Genomic DNA, 15023 nt, shown 5'->3' with positions numbered 1-15023 from the left:
GGTCAGCCTTTCACGGCACCGGCGGCAATGCCGCGGACGAAGAGTTTGCCAGAGACGAAGTAGACGATCAGCGGAACCAAACCGGTCAGCATGGTCGCCGCCATGTTGACGTTGTATTCCTTCACGCCCTGCACCGAATTGACGATGTTGTTCAGTTGCACGGTCATCGGATAGATCTCGGGTTTGGTGAAGACGACGCCAAACAGGAAGTCGTTCCAGATGCCGGTGATCTGCAGGATCAGGGCGACGACGAAGATCGGCATACTCATCGGCAACATGATCTGGAAGTAGATGCCCCAGAACCCTGCGCCATCGACACGGGCGGCCTTGAACAGCTCTTCCGGCAAGCTGCTGAAATAGTTGCGGAAGAGAAGCGTCAGGATCGGCATGCCAAAGATCGTATGCACCAGGATCAGGCCCGACAGCGTGCCATAAATCCCAAGCTCGCGCAGGATGATCACGATCGGGTAAAGCATGATCTGATAGGGGATGAAGCTTCCGAAAATCAGGATGGTGAAGAAGACTTCCGACCCTTTGAATTTCCAGTTCACCAAGGCATAGCCGTTCACCGAAGCCACGATGATCGAGATGATGACCGAAGGCACCGTGATCATCACCGAGTTCCAGAACCCGCGCGAGAGCCCGTCGCAGTTCAGCCCGGTGCAGGCCTGGGACCAGGCCTTGATCCAGGGTTGGAAGGTCACTTCCACGGGGGGGGCAAAGATATTGCCGACGCGGATTTCGACCATGTCCTTCAGGCTGGTCATCACCATGACATACAGCGGCAGAAGGTAGTAAATGCTCATCACGCCAAGGATGCCATAAAGCACGATGTTGTTGGTGGTAAAGCGGCTTTGCGGGCGCTTGCCGCGCGGGGTCACGGTGTCAGCCACGCTTTTTGCCTCCGAATTCCAGATAGGCCCAGGGGATCAGAACGATCAGGACCGAAAGCAGCATCATGGTCGAGGCGGCAAAGCCCTGACCCAGGTTCTGCGCGGTGAACATATAGCGGTAGACATACATGGCAGGCATTTGGCTGGCGTTGCCCGGGTTGCCGTTGGTTTGGGCCACGACCAGGTCATAAAGCTTGATGATGCCGGCGGCGACCAGGACCAGGGTCGTGATGAACACGGGCCGCATCATGGGGATGACGACGAAGATATAGGTCTTCCAACGCGGGATGCCGTCGACGCGGGCGGCTTTCCAGATGTCCTCGTCGATGCCGCGCAGACCGGCCAGCATCAGGCACATGGTGAACCCCGTGCCCTGCCACAGCCCCGCGATCAACAGGCCATACAGCACCGTGTCAGGGTCATGAAGCGGGTCGAAGGAGAAGCTCTCCCAACCCATGCGGCGCACGACCTCTTGCAGACCCATGCCGGGGTCAAGAATCCATTGCCAAACCAGACCCGTCACGATGAAGGACAGGGCAAAGGGATAGAGCATGATGGTGCGGAACGTGTCCTCGAACCGGATCTTCTGGTCCATCAGCACGGCCAGCAGAAAGCCGATCCCGATGGTGAAGACCATGGACATGACGCCAAAGAAGAGCAGGTTGTGGATCGCGGCGTTCCACAGGTCGTTGTTCCACAGCCGCTCATATTGCGCGGTGCCGACCCATTGCAGCTTGGGCAGCAGTTTCGAATTTGTGAACGAATAGATCACCGTCCAGATCGTGCCGCCCACAAAGACCACCAGCGTGGTCAGGATCATCGGCACGGCGGCGATTTTGGCATTCAGGTTGCGCAGCACACGCACCGGTCTGGTTTGTCCTGACATAGCCCCCCCTATTTCAGTGTTTTTGGTGGCAAAAGGGCCGCGCCTTGGCGGCGCGGCCCCCTGCTTCAGGCTTGGCTTACATCGAGGACTTCAGGATCTCGACATAGGCGGCTTGGGCGTCTTCGGCCGACATGTCGCCCGACCAGAACTGACCCTGAAGGTCGCCCAGCTGGGTTTGCACGTCGGGCGACCAGACCTGATCACCGGCCGGAACGATATTGCCCGAAGCCAGGATCTCCAGACCCTTCTTCATGCAGTCGTTGGCGGTGGACATGTCGATGTCGCCCCGGATCGGCAAGGAGCCCTTCTTGAGGTTGAAGGCCACCTGGACGGCGGGCGAGACCAACAGAGCGGCCAGACGCTTTTGCGCGGCCTCTTTTTCGGCGTCGCCCGTGACCGGGAAGTAGAAGGCGTCGCCGCCGGTCGAGATATAGGCGTTCAGGCCCATGCCCGGCAGGCAGGTGTAGTCGGTGCCGGCAACCTTGCCCGCGACCTGGAATTCACCCTGCGCCCAGTCGCCCATGATCTGACCCGCGGCTTCGCCGGTGATCACCATGTTGGTCGCCTGGTTCCAGTCCTGGACGGTCGACTTGGCCGCCAGTTTGCGCGCATCAGCGGCAGCCTGGAAGACCTTGAGCATGTCGGCGCCACCGGCCGCGTCCATGTTCTTGTCGACGTTGATCGACTTCCACAGGTCAAGCCCGCCGACGCCGATGGTCAGCGCGCCGAAAGCCAGGTTCGACTGCCAGGGCTGACGGCCCAGAGCCAGCGGGATCTTGCCAGCGGCTTCGACTTGCGCGGCCGAGGCCACGAATTCGTTCCAGTTGGCCGGAACCGGCAGACCCAGATCGGTATAGACCTTGTTGTTCAGCCACAGCCACTCGGGCGAGTGGATGTTCAGCGGCGCGCAATAGATCTTGCCGTCCACGGTGCAGCTGTCCAGAAGGCTCGGCGGATTGATGACTTCCTTCCACTTGTTGGCCTCGGCCACGTCGGTCAGGTCCAGCATCAGGCCGGCCTGAACCAGTTCCAGCGCTTGCTGGCCATGGTTGAACTGGGTGGCACCCATCGGGTCGCCGCCGGTGATGCGCGAGATCATCACGGGGCGGGCGGTGTCGCCGCCGCCAGCGATGGCGCCGTCGATCCACTTGTCGCCCGAGGCGTCGAAAGCCTTGGCCAGTTCGGCCACGGCAGCGGCTTCACCGCCCGAGGTCCACCAGTGGGTCACTTCAAGATCGGTGGCGAAAGAAGCAGTCGGCACGGCCACGGTGGCCAAGAGCGCTGCGAGTTTAAACGTCTTCATTGGGTCTCCTCCCCAGTTTCTAAATCGTTATAGACCGATCCTATAACGTTACAGATTTTTCGAGCAAGCAATCTTTTCGCTTGCGGCCCGGGTTTTTCGCGGCCTTGATTGATGATCGGAACCCGGTCAAAAGACCGGGATCATCGCTTCGGAAAGCCTTTGCCGGATATGGACAGAACCGCGACATTCTGCGCTGCAACATCACGCCCGGGGGCTTGTGGTGCAGGGCTTTGCCTTGCGCCCGCCGCGATGCGGCACAGCAGGCGCGGCACGGCGGGACCGACCCGGGCTTGCGCCTGCCCCGGCCCCGAAGTGATTCGCCAAACCAGGAGCGGCCTTGCATGGTGAATGGCCTGCCTGCCCCTTTGGGCGATTCGGAACGCCCGACGCTGAAAACCATCGCGGCCGAAACCGGGCTTGCGGTGGCGACCGTCAGCCGCGCGCTGAAAGACGCGCCCGATATCGGCGAAGAGACAAAGAAGCGCGTCCGCGAGGCCGCCTTGCGGCTGGGATACCGGCCCAACCGCGCGGGCGTCCGTCTGCGCACCGGCAAGACCAATGTCATCGCCCTTGTGCTGTCGCCCGAAGCCGATGTGATGAACCACACCTCGCGGCTGTTGTATTCGCTGGCCCATGAACTGCGCGGCACGGCCTATCATCTGGTCGTCATGCCGTTTTTCACCGACCAGGACCCGATGGACCCGATCCGCTATATCGTGGAAACCGGCTCGGCCGATGCGGTGATCCTGAACCAGACCAAGCCCGACGATCCGCGCGTGCGCTATCTGGCCGACCACCAGTTTCCCTTTGCCACCCATGGCCGCACCGACATGGGGATCGTGCATCCCTATTTCGACTTCGACAACGAGGCCTTTGGCCAGATGGCCGCGCGCGAATTGGCCGCCCGTGGGCGCAAGCGGCTGTTGCTGCTGCCGCCGCCGCGGTCGCATTGCTATGCCGGCCATATGATCACCGGTTTCGCCGGAGCGGCCGCCGCCCATGGCGTGACCTTCGAGATCATGGATACCGTGACCTCGGACGCCCCCGCCTCGGCGGTCGAGGCGGCGATGATGGCGCGTCTGGGCTCTGAGCCGCGGATCGACGGCATCGTCTGTGGCTCGACCACCTCGGCCATGGCGACAGTGTCGGGGGCGGAGCGGGCGGGGCGCGCGATCGGGCGGGACTACGACCTGGTGGCCAAGGAGGCGATCCGCTTTCTGCACCGCTTTCGGCGCGAGATTCTGGTGGTGCCCGAGGATGTCAACCGGGCGGGGTCTTTCCTGGCCCGCGCCGTGATGGCGGCCATCGAAAAGCGCGCGCCAGAAGACAGTCAAGAGCTTGAGGTGCCGGGGGAGTTCCTGGCGGCCGAAGTATAGGAGGACAAGGATGAAGACGATCAAGGGACCGGCGCTGTTTTTGGCGCAATTCGCGGGCGATGCGGCGCCGTTCAACTCGTGGGACTCGATCACGAAATGGGCGGCCGATTGCGGGTATGAGGGCGTTCAGGTGCCGTCCTGGGACGGGCGGCTGTTCGACCTGGAAAAGGCCGCTGCGTCAAAGGCTTATTGCGAAGAGTTCAAAGGCGTCGCCGCCGCCAATGGCATCGAGGTGACAGAGCTTTCGACCCATCTTCAGGGCCAGTTGGTTGCGGTCCATCCGGCCTATGACACCGCCTTTGACGGGTTTGCGGCGCCGGACGTGCGCGGCAATCCCAAGGCGCGCCAGGAATGGGCGGTCGACCAGGTGCGCAAGGCCTTGACCGCCTCGCGCAACCTTGGCCTGACGGCGCAGGCGAGTTTTTCGGGCGCGCTGGCCTGGCCCTATCTGTATCCCTGGCCGCAGCGCCCGGCGGGTCTGGTTGAAGAGGCCTTTGACGAGCTGGCGCGGCGCTGGGTGCCGATCCTGAACCATGCCGAAGAAATGGGCGTGGACCTCTGCTTCGAGATCCACCCCGGCGAGGACCTGCACGACGGGATCTCGTTCGAAATGTTCCTGGACCGCGTCAAGGGCCACACCCGCGCCAACATGCTGTATGATCCGTCGCATTACGTGCTGCAGCACCTGAATTATCTGGAGCATATCGACATCTACCACGAGCGGATCAAGATGTTCCACGTCAAGGATGCCGAGCTGAACCCGACCGGGCGGCAGGGGGTCTATGGCGGCTTTCAGTCCTGGGTCAACCGCGCGGGGCGGTTCCGGTCTTTGGGTGACGGCCAGGTCGATTTCGCGGGGATTTTCAGCAAGCTGACGCAGCATGATTTCAGCGGCTGGGCGGTCGTGGAATGGGAATGTTGCCTGAAGCATCCCGAAGATGGCGCGCGCGAGGGGGCCGATTTCGTCAAGGCCCATATCATCCGGGTGACGGAAAAGGCCTTTGACGATTTCGCGGATGCCGGGACGGACCGGGCTGCGAACCGCAAGATGTTGGGGTTGGCGTGAGGGGTCCGGGAGGTTTCAGAGGCATGAAATGCCACTGAAACCTCCCGGAGGAAGCGGGGGCTGCCGCCCCCGCGCCCCCGCTTCAAGGGGAGCACGCTCCCCTTGAAAATCCCCGTGAACTTTGAACAAGGAAGGGTAGATGATGGCCATTACGGCGGCACATGTGGCGCGGGCTCCGCGTATTCGGTTGGGGATGGTGGGCGGCGGTCGTGGCGCCTTTATCGGCGCGGTGCATCGCATCGCAGCGCGGCTGGACGACCAGTTTGAGCTGGTCGCGGGGGCGTTTTCCTCGGACCCCGAGAAATCGGCGGCCTCGGCGGCGGACCTTGGCGTGGCGCGGTCCTATGGGTCCTTTGCCGAGATGGCGGCGCGGGAAGCCCGGCGCAAGGATGGGATCGAGGCCGTGGCCATCGTGACGCCCAACCACATGCACGCCCCGGTGGCGATGGAGTTCCTGAAGCGCGGCATCCATGTGATTTGCGACAAACCCCTGACCGCGACCCTGCCCGAGGCGAAAAAGCTTGCCAAGGCCGCAGAGGCTTCGGGCGTGGTCTTTGCGCTGACGCATAATTACACCGGCTATCCGATGATCCGTCAGGCGAAAGAGCTGGTGGCAAGCGGCGCCCTGGGGGATATCCGGCTGGTGAATGTCGAATATATCCAGGACTGGCTGGCCGAACCGGTCGAGGCGACGGGGCAAAAGCAGGCCGATTGGCGCACCGACCCGGCGCGCTCGGGGGCGGGGGGCTCTACGGGCGACATCGGGACCCATGCCTTCAACCTGGCCAATTTTGTCTCCGGCCTGACGCTGGAAAGCCTGGCCGCCGATCTGCAGGCCTTTGTTCCCGGCCGCCGCGTCGATGACAATGGCCATGTGCTGATGCGCTATGAGGGCGGGGCGCGCGGGATGCTGTGGTGTTCGCAGGTGGCAAGCGGCCAGGAGAACGGGTTGCGCCTGCGGATCTATGGCACCAAGGCCGGCATCGAATGGGAGCAAGAGAACCCGAATTACCTTTGGGTCTCGCCTTTGGGGGCGCCGAAATATCGGCTGACCCGCGGCGGTCCGGGTTCGGGCGAGGCGGCGGGCCGTGTCACCCGCATCCCCTCGGGCCATCCGGAGGGCTATTTGGAGGGTTTCGCCAATATCTATGCCGAAGCTGCGCGTGCCATCATCGCGCGCCGGGATGGGGTGGCCGTGGATGAGGCCGTCACCTTCCCGGGGCTGAAAGAGGGGCTGGAGGGCGTGGCCTTCGTCGATGCCTGCGTGCGGTCCTCGAAGAAGAACGGCGCCTGGACGAAGCTTGCGTTGTAAGCGGATGCGAGAGGGGCCTTCTGCCCCTCTCGCGCTCTCCCCGAGAATATTTGGGTCAGTATGAAAGACGAAGGGGCCGCGCGCTTTGGTGTTGGTCTTGGTCGTGACCCTGACCCGCGAGGCGGCGTCGGGCGGACCAAGGCAAGAGCCTGCCAGATCACTCCCTACCGCGCAGCGGGGCGGTCAACCTGCGACCCCCATCAAAGCCCGCGGCCCCGTTTCATCTGTTCGCAACCCTCACCGCCCGCGCCGAATCCCGAGCCGGTTGGGGCTTCAGCCCCAGAGGCGAGATATGAACTTGCGCTTTGCGCTCATTTTGGCAACCGAAGCCGCGGGCGCTCGCGTTGCAGCCATAGCGCGGTCAGGGTCAGCGGCGCGTTGTCCACCGCACCTGCCGCCACCAGCTCCATGAAGGCGTCGAAATCCAGCAGATGGCCGCGGATGTCCTCGGCCTCTTCCGCCAAGCCAAAGACGCCGGCCGCGTCATCGGGCAGGTCGGTCAGGGCGACATAGGAATAGATATATTCCGACAAGGCCCCGGGCGAGGGGTAATAGCGCGCCACGAATTCCAGGTCGCGCAACGCAAGCCCCGCCTCCTCGACGGCTTCGCGCCGCGCGGCCTCTTCGGGCGTCTCGAAAGGATCGACGCGGCCGGCAATCGCCTCGATCTGCCACAGGGCGCCATCGCCGCGGACATAAGGCCCCACGCGGAACTGTTCGATCACCAGGACCCGGTCGCGCTTGGGATCATAGGGCAGGACCGTCACCGCATCGCCCGACAGAAAGGCCGCCCGCGTGGCCACTCCGCTCATGCTGCCGTCAAAGCGCTGCCAGGACAGGTCATGCTCTTCGATGGCGAAGAAATGCGCATAGGGCTGGCGCCAGGCCTGGGCCGCCACCCGCCCCGCAAGGCGCGGCCCCGGGGGTGCGGCCTGCGCCTGCGCCCGCAGGCGTGAGGCGGCGCGCACCAGCATCGGCCCCAGCCTGCGCGCGATGTCTTCGGGCGCGGCCCGGCCCTGCAGGGCAAGGATATCGCGGGCCAGAGCCAGGATCACCGACATGATTTCGGGCATGACCTCGGGCGCCGCGTCACTCCCACAGCCAAGCCAATGATCGCCCTCGGCCCGCAGGCCCAGCCCGGTCAGCAGATGGGCCAGCGCCACACGCTCGGCCTGGGGCGCGTCCAGCGCCAGGCCCGGAACCTCTGCCCGCCCGGGAACCGCCACGGCCCAAGGGCCCGCCGCCGCCCGCACCATCTGCAATCCCGGAACCGTGACCGCCCTGCCCTGCCCCGAAGGCGCGGCCAGTTGCCAAAGCGCGGGCTCTGCCGCGAGGCCGAACAGGATCATCCTACCCCCAACGCCGCGCGGTGACTTCCACCAGCAGCCCGCCGATGATCCCCCCCGCCGCCAACACCATCAGCACATCGGCCTGCAGCATGTAATTGCCGTATTGATACATCAGATCCGGGATATCCAGCAGGGCCGCAAAGGGGTCGGCGCGATACATCCGGTTGGTCGATTTGCGCAGCATCAACAGCAGCGCCACGCCAAACATCGCCAGAAACCCGATCAGAACCGAGGTCCGCAGCCCATAGGCGACGCTGTCGCGATAGCCCTTGCCCGCCATTGGCCCCATCGAAAACCAGCCCAGCAAGATCCCCAGACCCAGCATCGACAGCGGCAGCCTTGGCAGGCTGACATTGTCGGGCAATTTCGTGTTATAGGTCACTGCCGCCCAATACCCCACGATGGCGAAAACCACGGCGGCGGCAAGTTTGGCGAATGTCGGCATCAGGCAGGCCTTGTGATCGTGATCTGCGTCACATCACAATTGCCACCCTGAAAGCTTCCCGCGCAAGAGCAAAGATAGAAGTTCCACATCCGCCGGAAGCGTTCATCAAAGCCCATGGCCTGAATCTCGTGCCAGCGGTCGTTGAAGGCCTCGTGCCAGCGGCGCAGCGTCTGGCTGTAGCTTTGGCCGAATTCGACCGAGCCCAGGACCTTCAGCCCGGCCTTTTCCACCTCGCGCTTCAACACGGCCGGAGAGGGCAACATACCGCCCGGGAAGATGTATTTCTGGATGAAATCCACCGTCGAACGATAGGTCTCCCAGCGATGATCGGCGATGGTGATGATCTGCAGCGTGGCCTTGGCGCCGGGGCGCAGACGGGCGCGCAGCGTTTCGAAATAGGTGGGCCAGTATTTCTCGCCCACCGCCTCGAACATCTCGATGCTGGCGATGCCGTCATAGGTGCCGGTTTCGTCGCGGTAATCCTGCAGCTTGATCGTCACGCGGTCCGACAGGCCCGCCTTGGCAATCCGGTCCACGGCGAATTTGTGCTGTTCGGCGCTGATCGTCAGACACGTGACCTGCAGCCCCCGTTTCGCCGCCGCGTATTCGGCAAAGCCGCCCCAGCCGCAGCCGATCTCCAGCACGTGATCGCCGGGTTTTGCCCCCATCAGATCGACCATCGAGGCATATTTCTGCTCTTGTGCGGTCTCCAGGCTTTCCTGGCCCGTGTGATACAGCGCGCTGGAATATGTCATGCTTTCGTCCAGCCACAGGGCATAGAAATCATTGCCCAGGTCATAGTGATACGAGATGTTCTTCTTGGCCTGGGTCTTGGAATTGCTTTGCAGCCAGAACCGGATCCGCTCCAGCGCGCGCACCAGGCCCATGCCGGGAAAGCCGTCATAAACCGCCTCGTTGCCCTCTTGCATGAGGTCCAAAAAGGCCATGAGGTCGGGGCTGGACCACCAGCCCTCCAGATAGGCTTCGCAAAACCCAAGATCGCCCTCGCGGATCATGCGGGCAAAGATTTCCGGGTTCAGCACATCGACCAGGGCGGCGGGGCCGGGTTTGCGCCCCTCGGCGCGGAAGGTGCGGCCATCGGGCAGGCGGAAATCCAGCCGCCCGCGTTCCAGCCGCGAGATCGTGGCATAGGCCGCCCCGAAATAGCGCGGCAGGTTCTTTTGGCCCTTGGTCGAGGTCAGAATCGTCATGTGGCTCCCTTGCGGCTTCTTGTTCCGGGCCGCTTGCTGAAAGGTTGTCGAAAAAGGCGCGGTTCTCAAGCCTTACGTTGCGCATAGGCCGCCAGCGCGGCTTCGCGCCCGGCGGACAGGCTAACGATGGGGCGCGGATAGGGGCGGGCGGGGTCCAGGCCCCAGGATTTCGGCACGGCGTCGAAATAGCTGTGGGCCAGGGGGTCGCGCGACATCTCGGCCAGCCACCGGCGGCGATAGGCCTGCATCGGGTCGAACTTCTCGGCCTGGGTCGCGGGGTTGAAGACGCGGAAATAAGGGGCGGCATCGGGTCCAGACCCCGCGACCCATTGCCAGCCCATCGCATTGGCGGCCGGGTCCCAGTCGGTCAGCGTATCGGCAAACCAGTCCATGCCGACGCGCCAATGGGTCATCAGGTGCTTGGTCAGGTAAGACCCCACCAGCATCCGCGCCCGGTTGTGCATCTTGCCCGTCACATAAAGCTGGCGCATGGCGGCGTCGATCACCGGTTCGCCGGTCATCCCGCGCCGCCAGGCCTCGGCCTTGGGGCTTTCGCCCCCCCAGGGGAAGTCGTCCCATTCCGGCTTCCAGCTGGTCTGCGCGATATGGGGCGTGTGGTGCAACAGCGCCCAGGCGAATTCGCGCCAGACGATTTCCTTCAGGAACTGCCCCGCCCCCGGCTTGCCCTCTTCGCGGGCGCGAAAGCCTGCGTGCCACATCATGCGGGGCGAAATCTCGCCATAGGTCAGGTTTTCGGACAGGCCAGAGGTGCCGTCCAAGGCCATCATGTCGCGCGCCTCGCCGTAAGCGCCGATCCTGTGGTCGGTGAACTCCGCCAGCCGAGACAGGGCCGCAGCCTCTCCGACCCGCTGATGGGGCCGCATGACCGCAGCCCCGCGCCGCATCCGGGCGCCAAGGTCCCAATCCTGCAACCGGTCGCTGGCGGGCCAGGCCTGGGGCTGCGGCAGGGTCTGGGGGGCTGGCAGGCTTGGGGGGATCGGGCGTTTTGAGGCGGAATTCCAGAAGGGCGTATAGACCTTGAAATAGCCGCCCTGAAGGGTCTGAACCTCCCAGGGTTCATGCAGCAGAAAGCCGGGGAAGGACTGCGCCATCAGGCCGCGGGCTTTGAGGGCGGCTTTCAGCGCCTGGTCACGGGGCCTTGTGGCCGGGTCATAACAGCGGCTCCAGAAAACGCCTTCGGCCTTGGTCTCGGCGATCAGTTGCGCCAGCACCTGCAGGGCCTCACCGCGGCGCAGGATCAGACGGCTGCCCAGGGCCTGAAGCGTGGCGTCAAAGGACTCGACCCCCAGGCCAAGGCGCCAAAGAGCCGCGGCACCCATGGCTTCGGTCTCGGGGTCGAGGATGAATACCGGCAGCAGGGGCCGCCCCGTGGCCAGGGCCTCGGTCAACATGGGCAAGTCAGTGACCCGCAGGTCACGGCGAAACCAAAGGATCAGCGGCGCGGTGTTCATAGGTCGTATACGTCAGCCCCTCTGCCCCGGATCACACCGGCCCATGATATTCCGCCATCCCATCTGCGCAACGCCCGGTGGGGGTCCGGGGGAGGGGCAAGCCCCTCCCCCGGGCGGGGGGTCGGGGGGCGGCAGCCCCCCGCGTCCTCCGGGAGGTTTCGCGGGCATTTCATGCCTGCGAAACCTCCCGGACCCGCCTACAGCAGCCGGTCCAGCGCCGCGATCAGCCGCGAGACATCCTCCGGGCTGGTGTAATGGGCCGCCGACATGCGCAAGACGCCCTTGTCCAGGTCGATCCCCATGGCCTGCAAGGGCCGCACGGCATAGAAATCCCCGGCCCAGCAGGCGATGCCCTCGACGCCCAAGGCCACGGCCACAGGCTCCGCCGCGCGGTCCAGCGCCACGGCCACCGTCGGCGCCCGGTCGCCCGCGGCCTTGGGCCCCAAAAGCCGGACATCGTTGCGCGTGCCCAGGTAGTCCAGCAGCGGCCGGATCACCGCGACCTCTTGCGCCCGCATCAGGTCATGGACGAACTGGTTGCGCGCGACCGGCAAGGCCTCGCCGCCGCCGTGATGCGCCCAAAGCGCGTCGATGTAATCGGCCATTCCCGCACTGGCGGCAATCTGCGCATGGTCCGGACCCGCAGGGGTGAACCGCTTATACAGGCTGCCTGCGTTGAAGTAATGCCCCTGCGCCGGCAGTTCGGCGCCAAAGTCGGCGCGGATCATCATGAGGCCCTGATGCGGCCCAAAGGTCTTGTAGGCAGAGAACAGATAGACATCCGCCCCCAGCCCCGGGAAATCCGGCAGACCATGCGGCGCATAAGACACCCCGTCCACCACGGTCCGCACGCCATGCTCCCGCGCCAGGGCGCAGATCTCGGCGACCGGGTTGATCTCGGCCACGACGTTGGAACAATGCGGAAAGGCCAGAAGCTTGACGCGGCCATCGGCCAGCAAGCCCCGCAGCCTTTCGATGTCCAGATGCCCGGTCGCGGGGTCGATCTTCCATTCGCGGACCTCGATCCCCTCGGCCTCCAGCCGCCGCCAGGGGCCGGAATTCGCCTCGTGATCCTGGTTGGTCACGACGATGGCCGCCTTTTGGTCGCGCAGCCAGATCCGCACCGCATTGGCCAGGGTATAGGTGTTGGCCGTGGTGGACGGCCCAAAGCTCAGCTCTTCATAAGCGCAGCCCATCAGCGCCGAAAGCCTTGCGCGGGCCTCGTCCATCTCGGCGCCCCCCTCTTGCGCCCCGGCATAGGGCGCATAGGGCTGGACTTTGCGGTCGGTATAGAACCGATGCAACCGGCTGACGACCTGGGCACAGGGAAAGGACCCGCCGGCGTTTTCGAAAAAGGCATGGCCACCCAGGATCGGGCTGGCAAAGGCCGGGAATTGGCTGCGCACAAAGCCAAGGTCAAGCGTTTGCGAAAGGGGCGGGGTTTGCGAAAGGGTCAAGGATCACTCCATGGGGAAAGGGCCAGGGGCCCGGATGGGGGGACGGGTCTTCCCGCCGATCCGGACAGACCCCCTGCCCGGAAGAGCCCCGGACCAACAGGCCGGGGCGCAGCCCGCACGCTAGCCCAAGCCCCGCCCCCCCCGCAAGCCCGCCGCTTTTCGCGCCACCCCCGGGGCCGCAATCGCACAAAACTTCCGCATCCCCCGCCCACGTCAGAAAACTTGACTTGCGAAACCCGCGGCTTGACGCAATCTTGTGACATTAACACTTTTCCCAAGGCCCCGGCGGGCAAAGCCCCAAGGCCCTGGGTCAAGCCAAGCACTGACCTGCGAAGGAGAACCGATGTCGCGCCTCTTCACCCTGTCCATGGGGACCGCCCTGGCCTTGGCCCTTACCTCTGTCCCCTCTCTGGCGGCCGATGGCGAGCTGACGGTTTTCGACTGGTCCAGCTTTGAGGACCCGTCGCTGTATCAGACCTATGTCGACAAGCACGGTGACGCGCCCTCTTTCGCGATCTTTGCCGATGACGACGAGGCCTTTCAAAAGCTGACCTCGGGCTTCAGGGTCGATCTGGCGCATCCTTGTTCGCAGATGGTGCAGAAATACCGGGACGCCGGGCTGATCGAGCCTTGGGACACGTCCAAAATGCCGAACTTCTCCAAGATCGACCCGGCCTTCCTGGCCTCGTCGATCTTCAAGGACGATGCGGGCCTTTGGTATCTGCCGACCGATTACGCCTATACCGCCGTGGCCTATAACACGGCCGATGTCCCGGTCGAGGACGTGGCCTCGCTGCAGATCTTTACCGATCCGAAATATATGGGCCGCATTTCGCTGCCCGACAATGCCGATGACGTCTGGGCCTTGGCGCTGCTGGCGACCGGCGTGTCGGACTGGACCACGGTGTCGGACGAACAGTTCAAGGCCGCCGCCGACTGGCTGCGCGCGGTCCATCCGAATGTGGTGGCCTATTGGTCCGACCCCTCGCAGCTGTCGCAGTTGATGGCCAGCGGAGAGGTGCTGATTTCCTGGTCCTGGAACGACGCCGTGGCGATCTTGCAAAGCGAAGGCTTCACCGTGGGCTTTCAGCGCCAGCCGAAAGAGGGCGCCTCCAAGTTCTTCTGCGGGTTCGTGAACCTCAAGGACGCGCCGGGGTCGGAAGACAAGGCCTATGACTTCATCAATGCCTGGCTGGACGATCAAACCGCCAAGGCGCTGTTGACGCTGGTCGGCTATGCGACAACCCAGACCGGTGGCATGGCCACGATCGCCCCGGCGGATCTGGCGGCGGGCTATGCCGACCCGGTCGAGGGCACTTTCCTGACCCAGACCCCGATTGATCCGGGCCTGCGCGACCGCATGGTCAACGAGTTCGAACAGATCAAGTCGGGCTTCTAAGGCCGGTCACAGCACAAAGCGCCCCGGGAGCCATCCCGGGGCGCTTTCCTTTGCGCGCGCCCCGGCGCCGTGGATCTTTTGTCGTGCCACAAGCCCAGCCGGCGGATCGTCGCGGGAACGTCCCGCAAAGCGTCCCAGGCGCCACAAGACCGCGCCTGTTCGCCCCGGGATTGTCGTCGAAAATTTCCGTGACCCAACTTTGGCCCCAAAGCTCTCCCCTTGCATCGCCGTCGCCCGCGGCCTATATCCGGTCTTGTCAGGGGCAACCCTGACTATGGTGATAAACGCACCTGTAATAGACGGTTCGGACCCGGGGGCGGTACCCGGCGACTCCACCAAACTCCCGTTCATTGGCGGGCAATGGGGTCGAAATAGGATCGACGGACGTTCAAAGAGGCCAGCTTTTGCTCGGTGAGGTACCACCGTTATCGGTCCAAAATGTGCAGTTGCCAATGACAACCGTGCTCCGGCAATGGCTCTGGCTGCGTAAGCAGTTCGAGTCGCCGAAACTAAGTCCTTGCGCTTAGCCGCGTAAGGCGGGGCCCGCCAGAGCCTGGCAACAGAATCTGGCACCTTCCCCCAAACGCGTCCCAAGGCTCTGGCAAACCCAAGCTCTGCAGAGCCTGGCAACAGAATCTGGCACCTTCACCCAAACGCGTCCCAAGGCTCTGGCAAACCCAAGCTCTGCAGAGCCTGGCAACAGAATCTGGCACCTTCCCCCAAACGCGTCCCAAGGCTCTGGCATGATGCACCTTTGCAAAGCCCGGCAGCAGCCTGCACCGCCGCAGGGGATCAGACGCTTGTCCCGACCTGGCGCCCCGCTTGACCCCGCGCGCCCTTCCGCTTACCCATGG

At 64.1% G+C, this 15023-nt stretch carries 12 protein-coding genes and 1 other RNA gene; 5 read left to right on the top strand and 8 right to left on the bottom strand.

Annotated features, from left to right (window positions below; genetic code table 11):
- Positions 1–2 precede the first annotated feature (2 nt).
- The 3 genes from NX862_RS02900 to NX862_RS02890 all read right to left on the bottom strand — a co-directional run bounded on the left by NX862_RS02900 (position 3) and on the right by NX862_RS02890 (position 3082).
- Positions 3–893 (bottom strand): carbohydrate ABC transporter permease, encoded by an 891-nt coding sequence (locus NX862_RS02900; RefSeq protein ID WP_264492366.1) that lies wholly within the window; start codon positions 891–893, stop codon positions 3–5.
- Positions 886–1779 carry a carbohydrate ABC transporter permease gene (locus NX862_RS02895; protein ID WP_264492365.1) on the bottom strand — a complete coding sequence of 298 codons (894 nt, stop codon included), beginning with the start codon at positions 1777–1779 and terminating at the stop codon, positions 886–888. Before NX862_RS02895 ends, NX862_RS02900 begins: the two co-directional genes overlap by 8 nt.
- Before the next feature lie 76 nt (positions 1780–1855).
- Complete coding sequence (locus tag NX862_RS02890; RefSeq protein ID WP_264492364.1) at positions 1856–3082, bottom strand: ABC transporter substrate-binding protein; 1227 nt, start codon at positions 3080–3082, stop codon at positions 1856–1858.
- 341 nt (positions 3083–3423) lie between these two features.
- On the opposite strand from NX862_RS02890, the gene NX862_RS02885 reads away from it, so the two are divergent.
- The 3 genes from NX862_RS02885 (at position 3424) to NX862_RS02875 (ending at position 6836) form a co-directional block, all read left to right on the top strand.
- Positions 3424–4458 carry a LacI family transcriptional regulator gene (locus tag NX862_RS02885; RefSeq protein ID WP_264492363.1) on the top strand — a complete coding sequence of 345 codons (1035 nt, stop codon included), beginning with the start codon at positions 3424–3426 and terminating at the stop codon, positions 4456–4458.
- A 10-nt stretch (positions 4459–4468) separates the two neighbouring features.
- Positions 4469–5524: a sugar phosphate isomerase/epimerase family protein gene (locus tag NX862_RS02880; protein ID WP_264492362.1), complete on the top strand. Its 1056-nt coding sequence runs from the start codon at positions 4469–4471 to the stop codon at positions 5522–5524.
- A 139-nt stretch (positions 5525–5663) separates the two neighbouring features.
- Positions 5664–6836: a Gfo/Idh/MocA family protein gene (locus NX862_RS02875; protein ID WP_264492361.1), complete on the top strand. Its 1173-nt coding sequence runs from the start codon at positions 5664–5666 to the stop codon at positions 6834–6836.
- A gap of 311 nt (positions 6837–7147) precedes the next feature.
- Here NX862_RS02875 and NX862_RS02870 read toward each other — a convergent pair whose 3' ends face one another.
- From NX862_RS02870 to NX862_RS02850, 5 genes are all read right to left on the bottom strand, one after another.
- Positions 7148–8185, bottom strand: coding sequence for an NUDIX domain-containing protein (locus tag NX862_RS02870; protein WP_264492360.1), 1038 nt, complete (start codon positions 8183–8185; stop codon positions 7148–7150).
- 1 nt (position 8186) lies between these two features.
- Positions 8187–8630, bottom strand: coding sequence for a TrgA family protein (locus NX862_RS02865; protein ID WP_264492359.1), 444 nt, complete (start codon positions 8628–8630; stop codon positions 8187–8189).
- Positions 8630–9841 carry a class I SAM-dependent methyltransferase gene (locus tag NX862_RS02860; protein WP_264492358.1) on the bottom strand — a complete coding sequence of 404 codons (1212 nt, stop codon included), beginning with the start codon at positions 9839–9841 and terminating at the stop codon, positions 8630–8632. Before NX862_RS02860 ends, NX862_RS02865 begins: the two co-directional genes overlap by 1 nt.
- Positions 9842–9906: 65 nt before the next feature.
- Positions 9907–11313, bottom strand: coding sequence for a cryptochrome/photolyase family protein (locus NX862_RS02855; protein WP_264492357.1), 1407 nt, complete (start codon positions 11311–11313; stop codon positions 9907–9909).
- 197 nt (positions 11314–11510) lie between these two features.
- Positions 11511–12770: an aminotransferase class V-fold PLP-dependent enzyme gene (locus NX862_RS02850; RefSeq protein ID WP_264492356.1), complete on the bottom strand. Its 1260-nt coding sequence runs from the start codon at positions 12768–12770 to the stop codon at positions 11511–11513.
- Positions 12771–13113: 343 nt separating this feature from the next.
- Here NX862_RS02850 and NX862_RS02845 point away from each other — a divergent pair, with 343 nt between their 5' ends.
- Complete coding sequence (locus tag NX862_RS02845) at positions 13114–14169, top strand: ABC transporter substrate-binding protein (RefSeq protein ID WP_264492355.1); 1056 nt, start codon at positions 13114–13116, stop codon at positions 14167–14169.
- Between the two features lie 215 nt (positions 14170–14384).
- Positions 14385–14743: a transfer-messenger RNA gene (gene ssrA / locus NX862_RS02840) on the top strand.
- The last annotated feature ends 280 nt before the right edge of the window (positions 14744–15023 follow it).

This window comes from Stagnihabitans lacustris (genome assembly GCF_025950525.1).
In the GTDB taxonomy this organism is placed as follows: domain Bacteria; phylum Pseudomonadota; class Alphaproteobacteria; order Rhodobacterales; family Rhodobacteraceae; genus Stagnihabitans.
The sequence above is the reverse complement of the archived record's forward strand: the minus strand, read 5'-3'. Positions and strand labels throughout refer to the sequence as shown.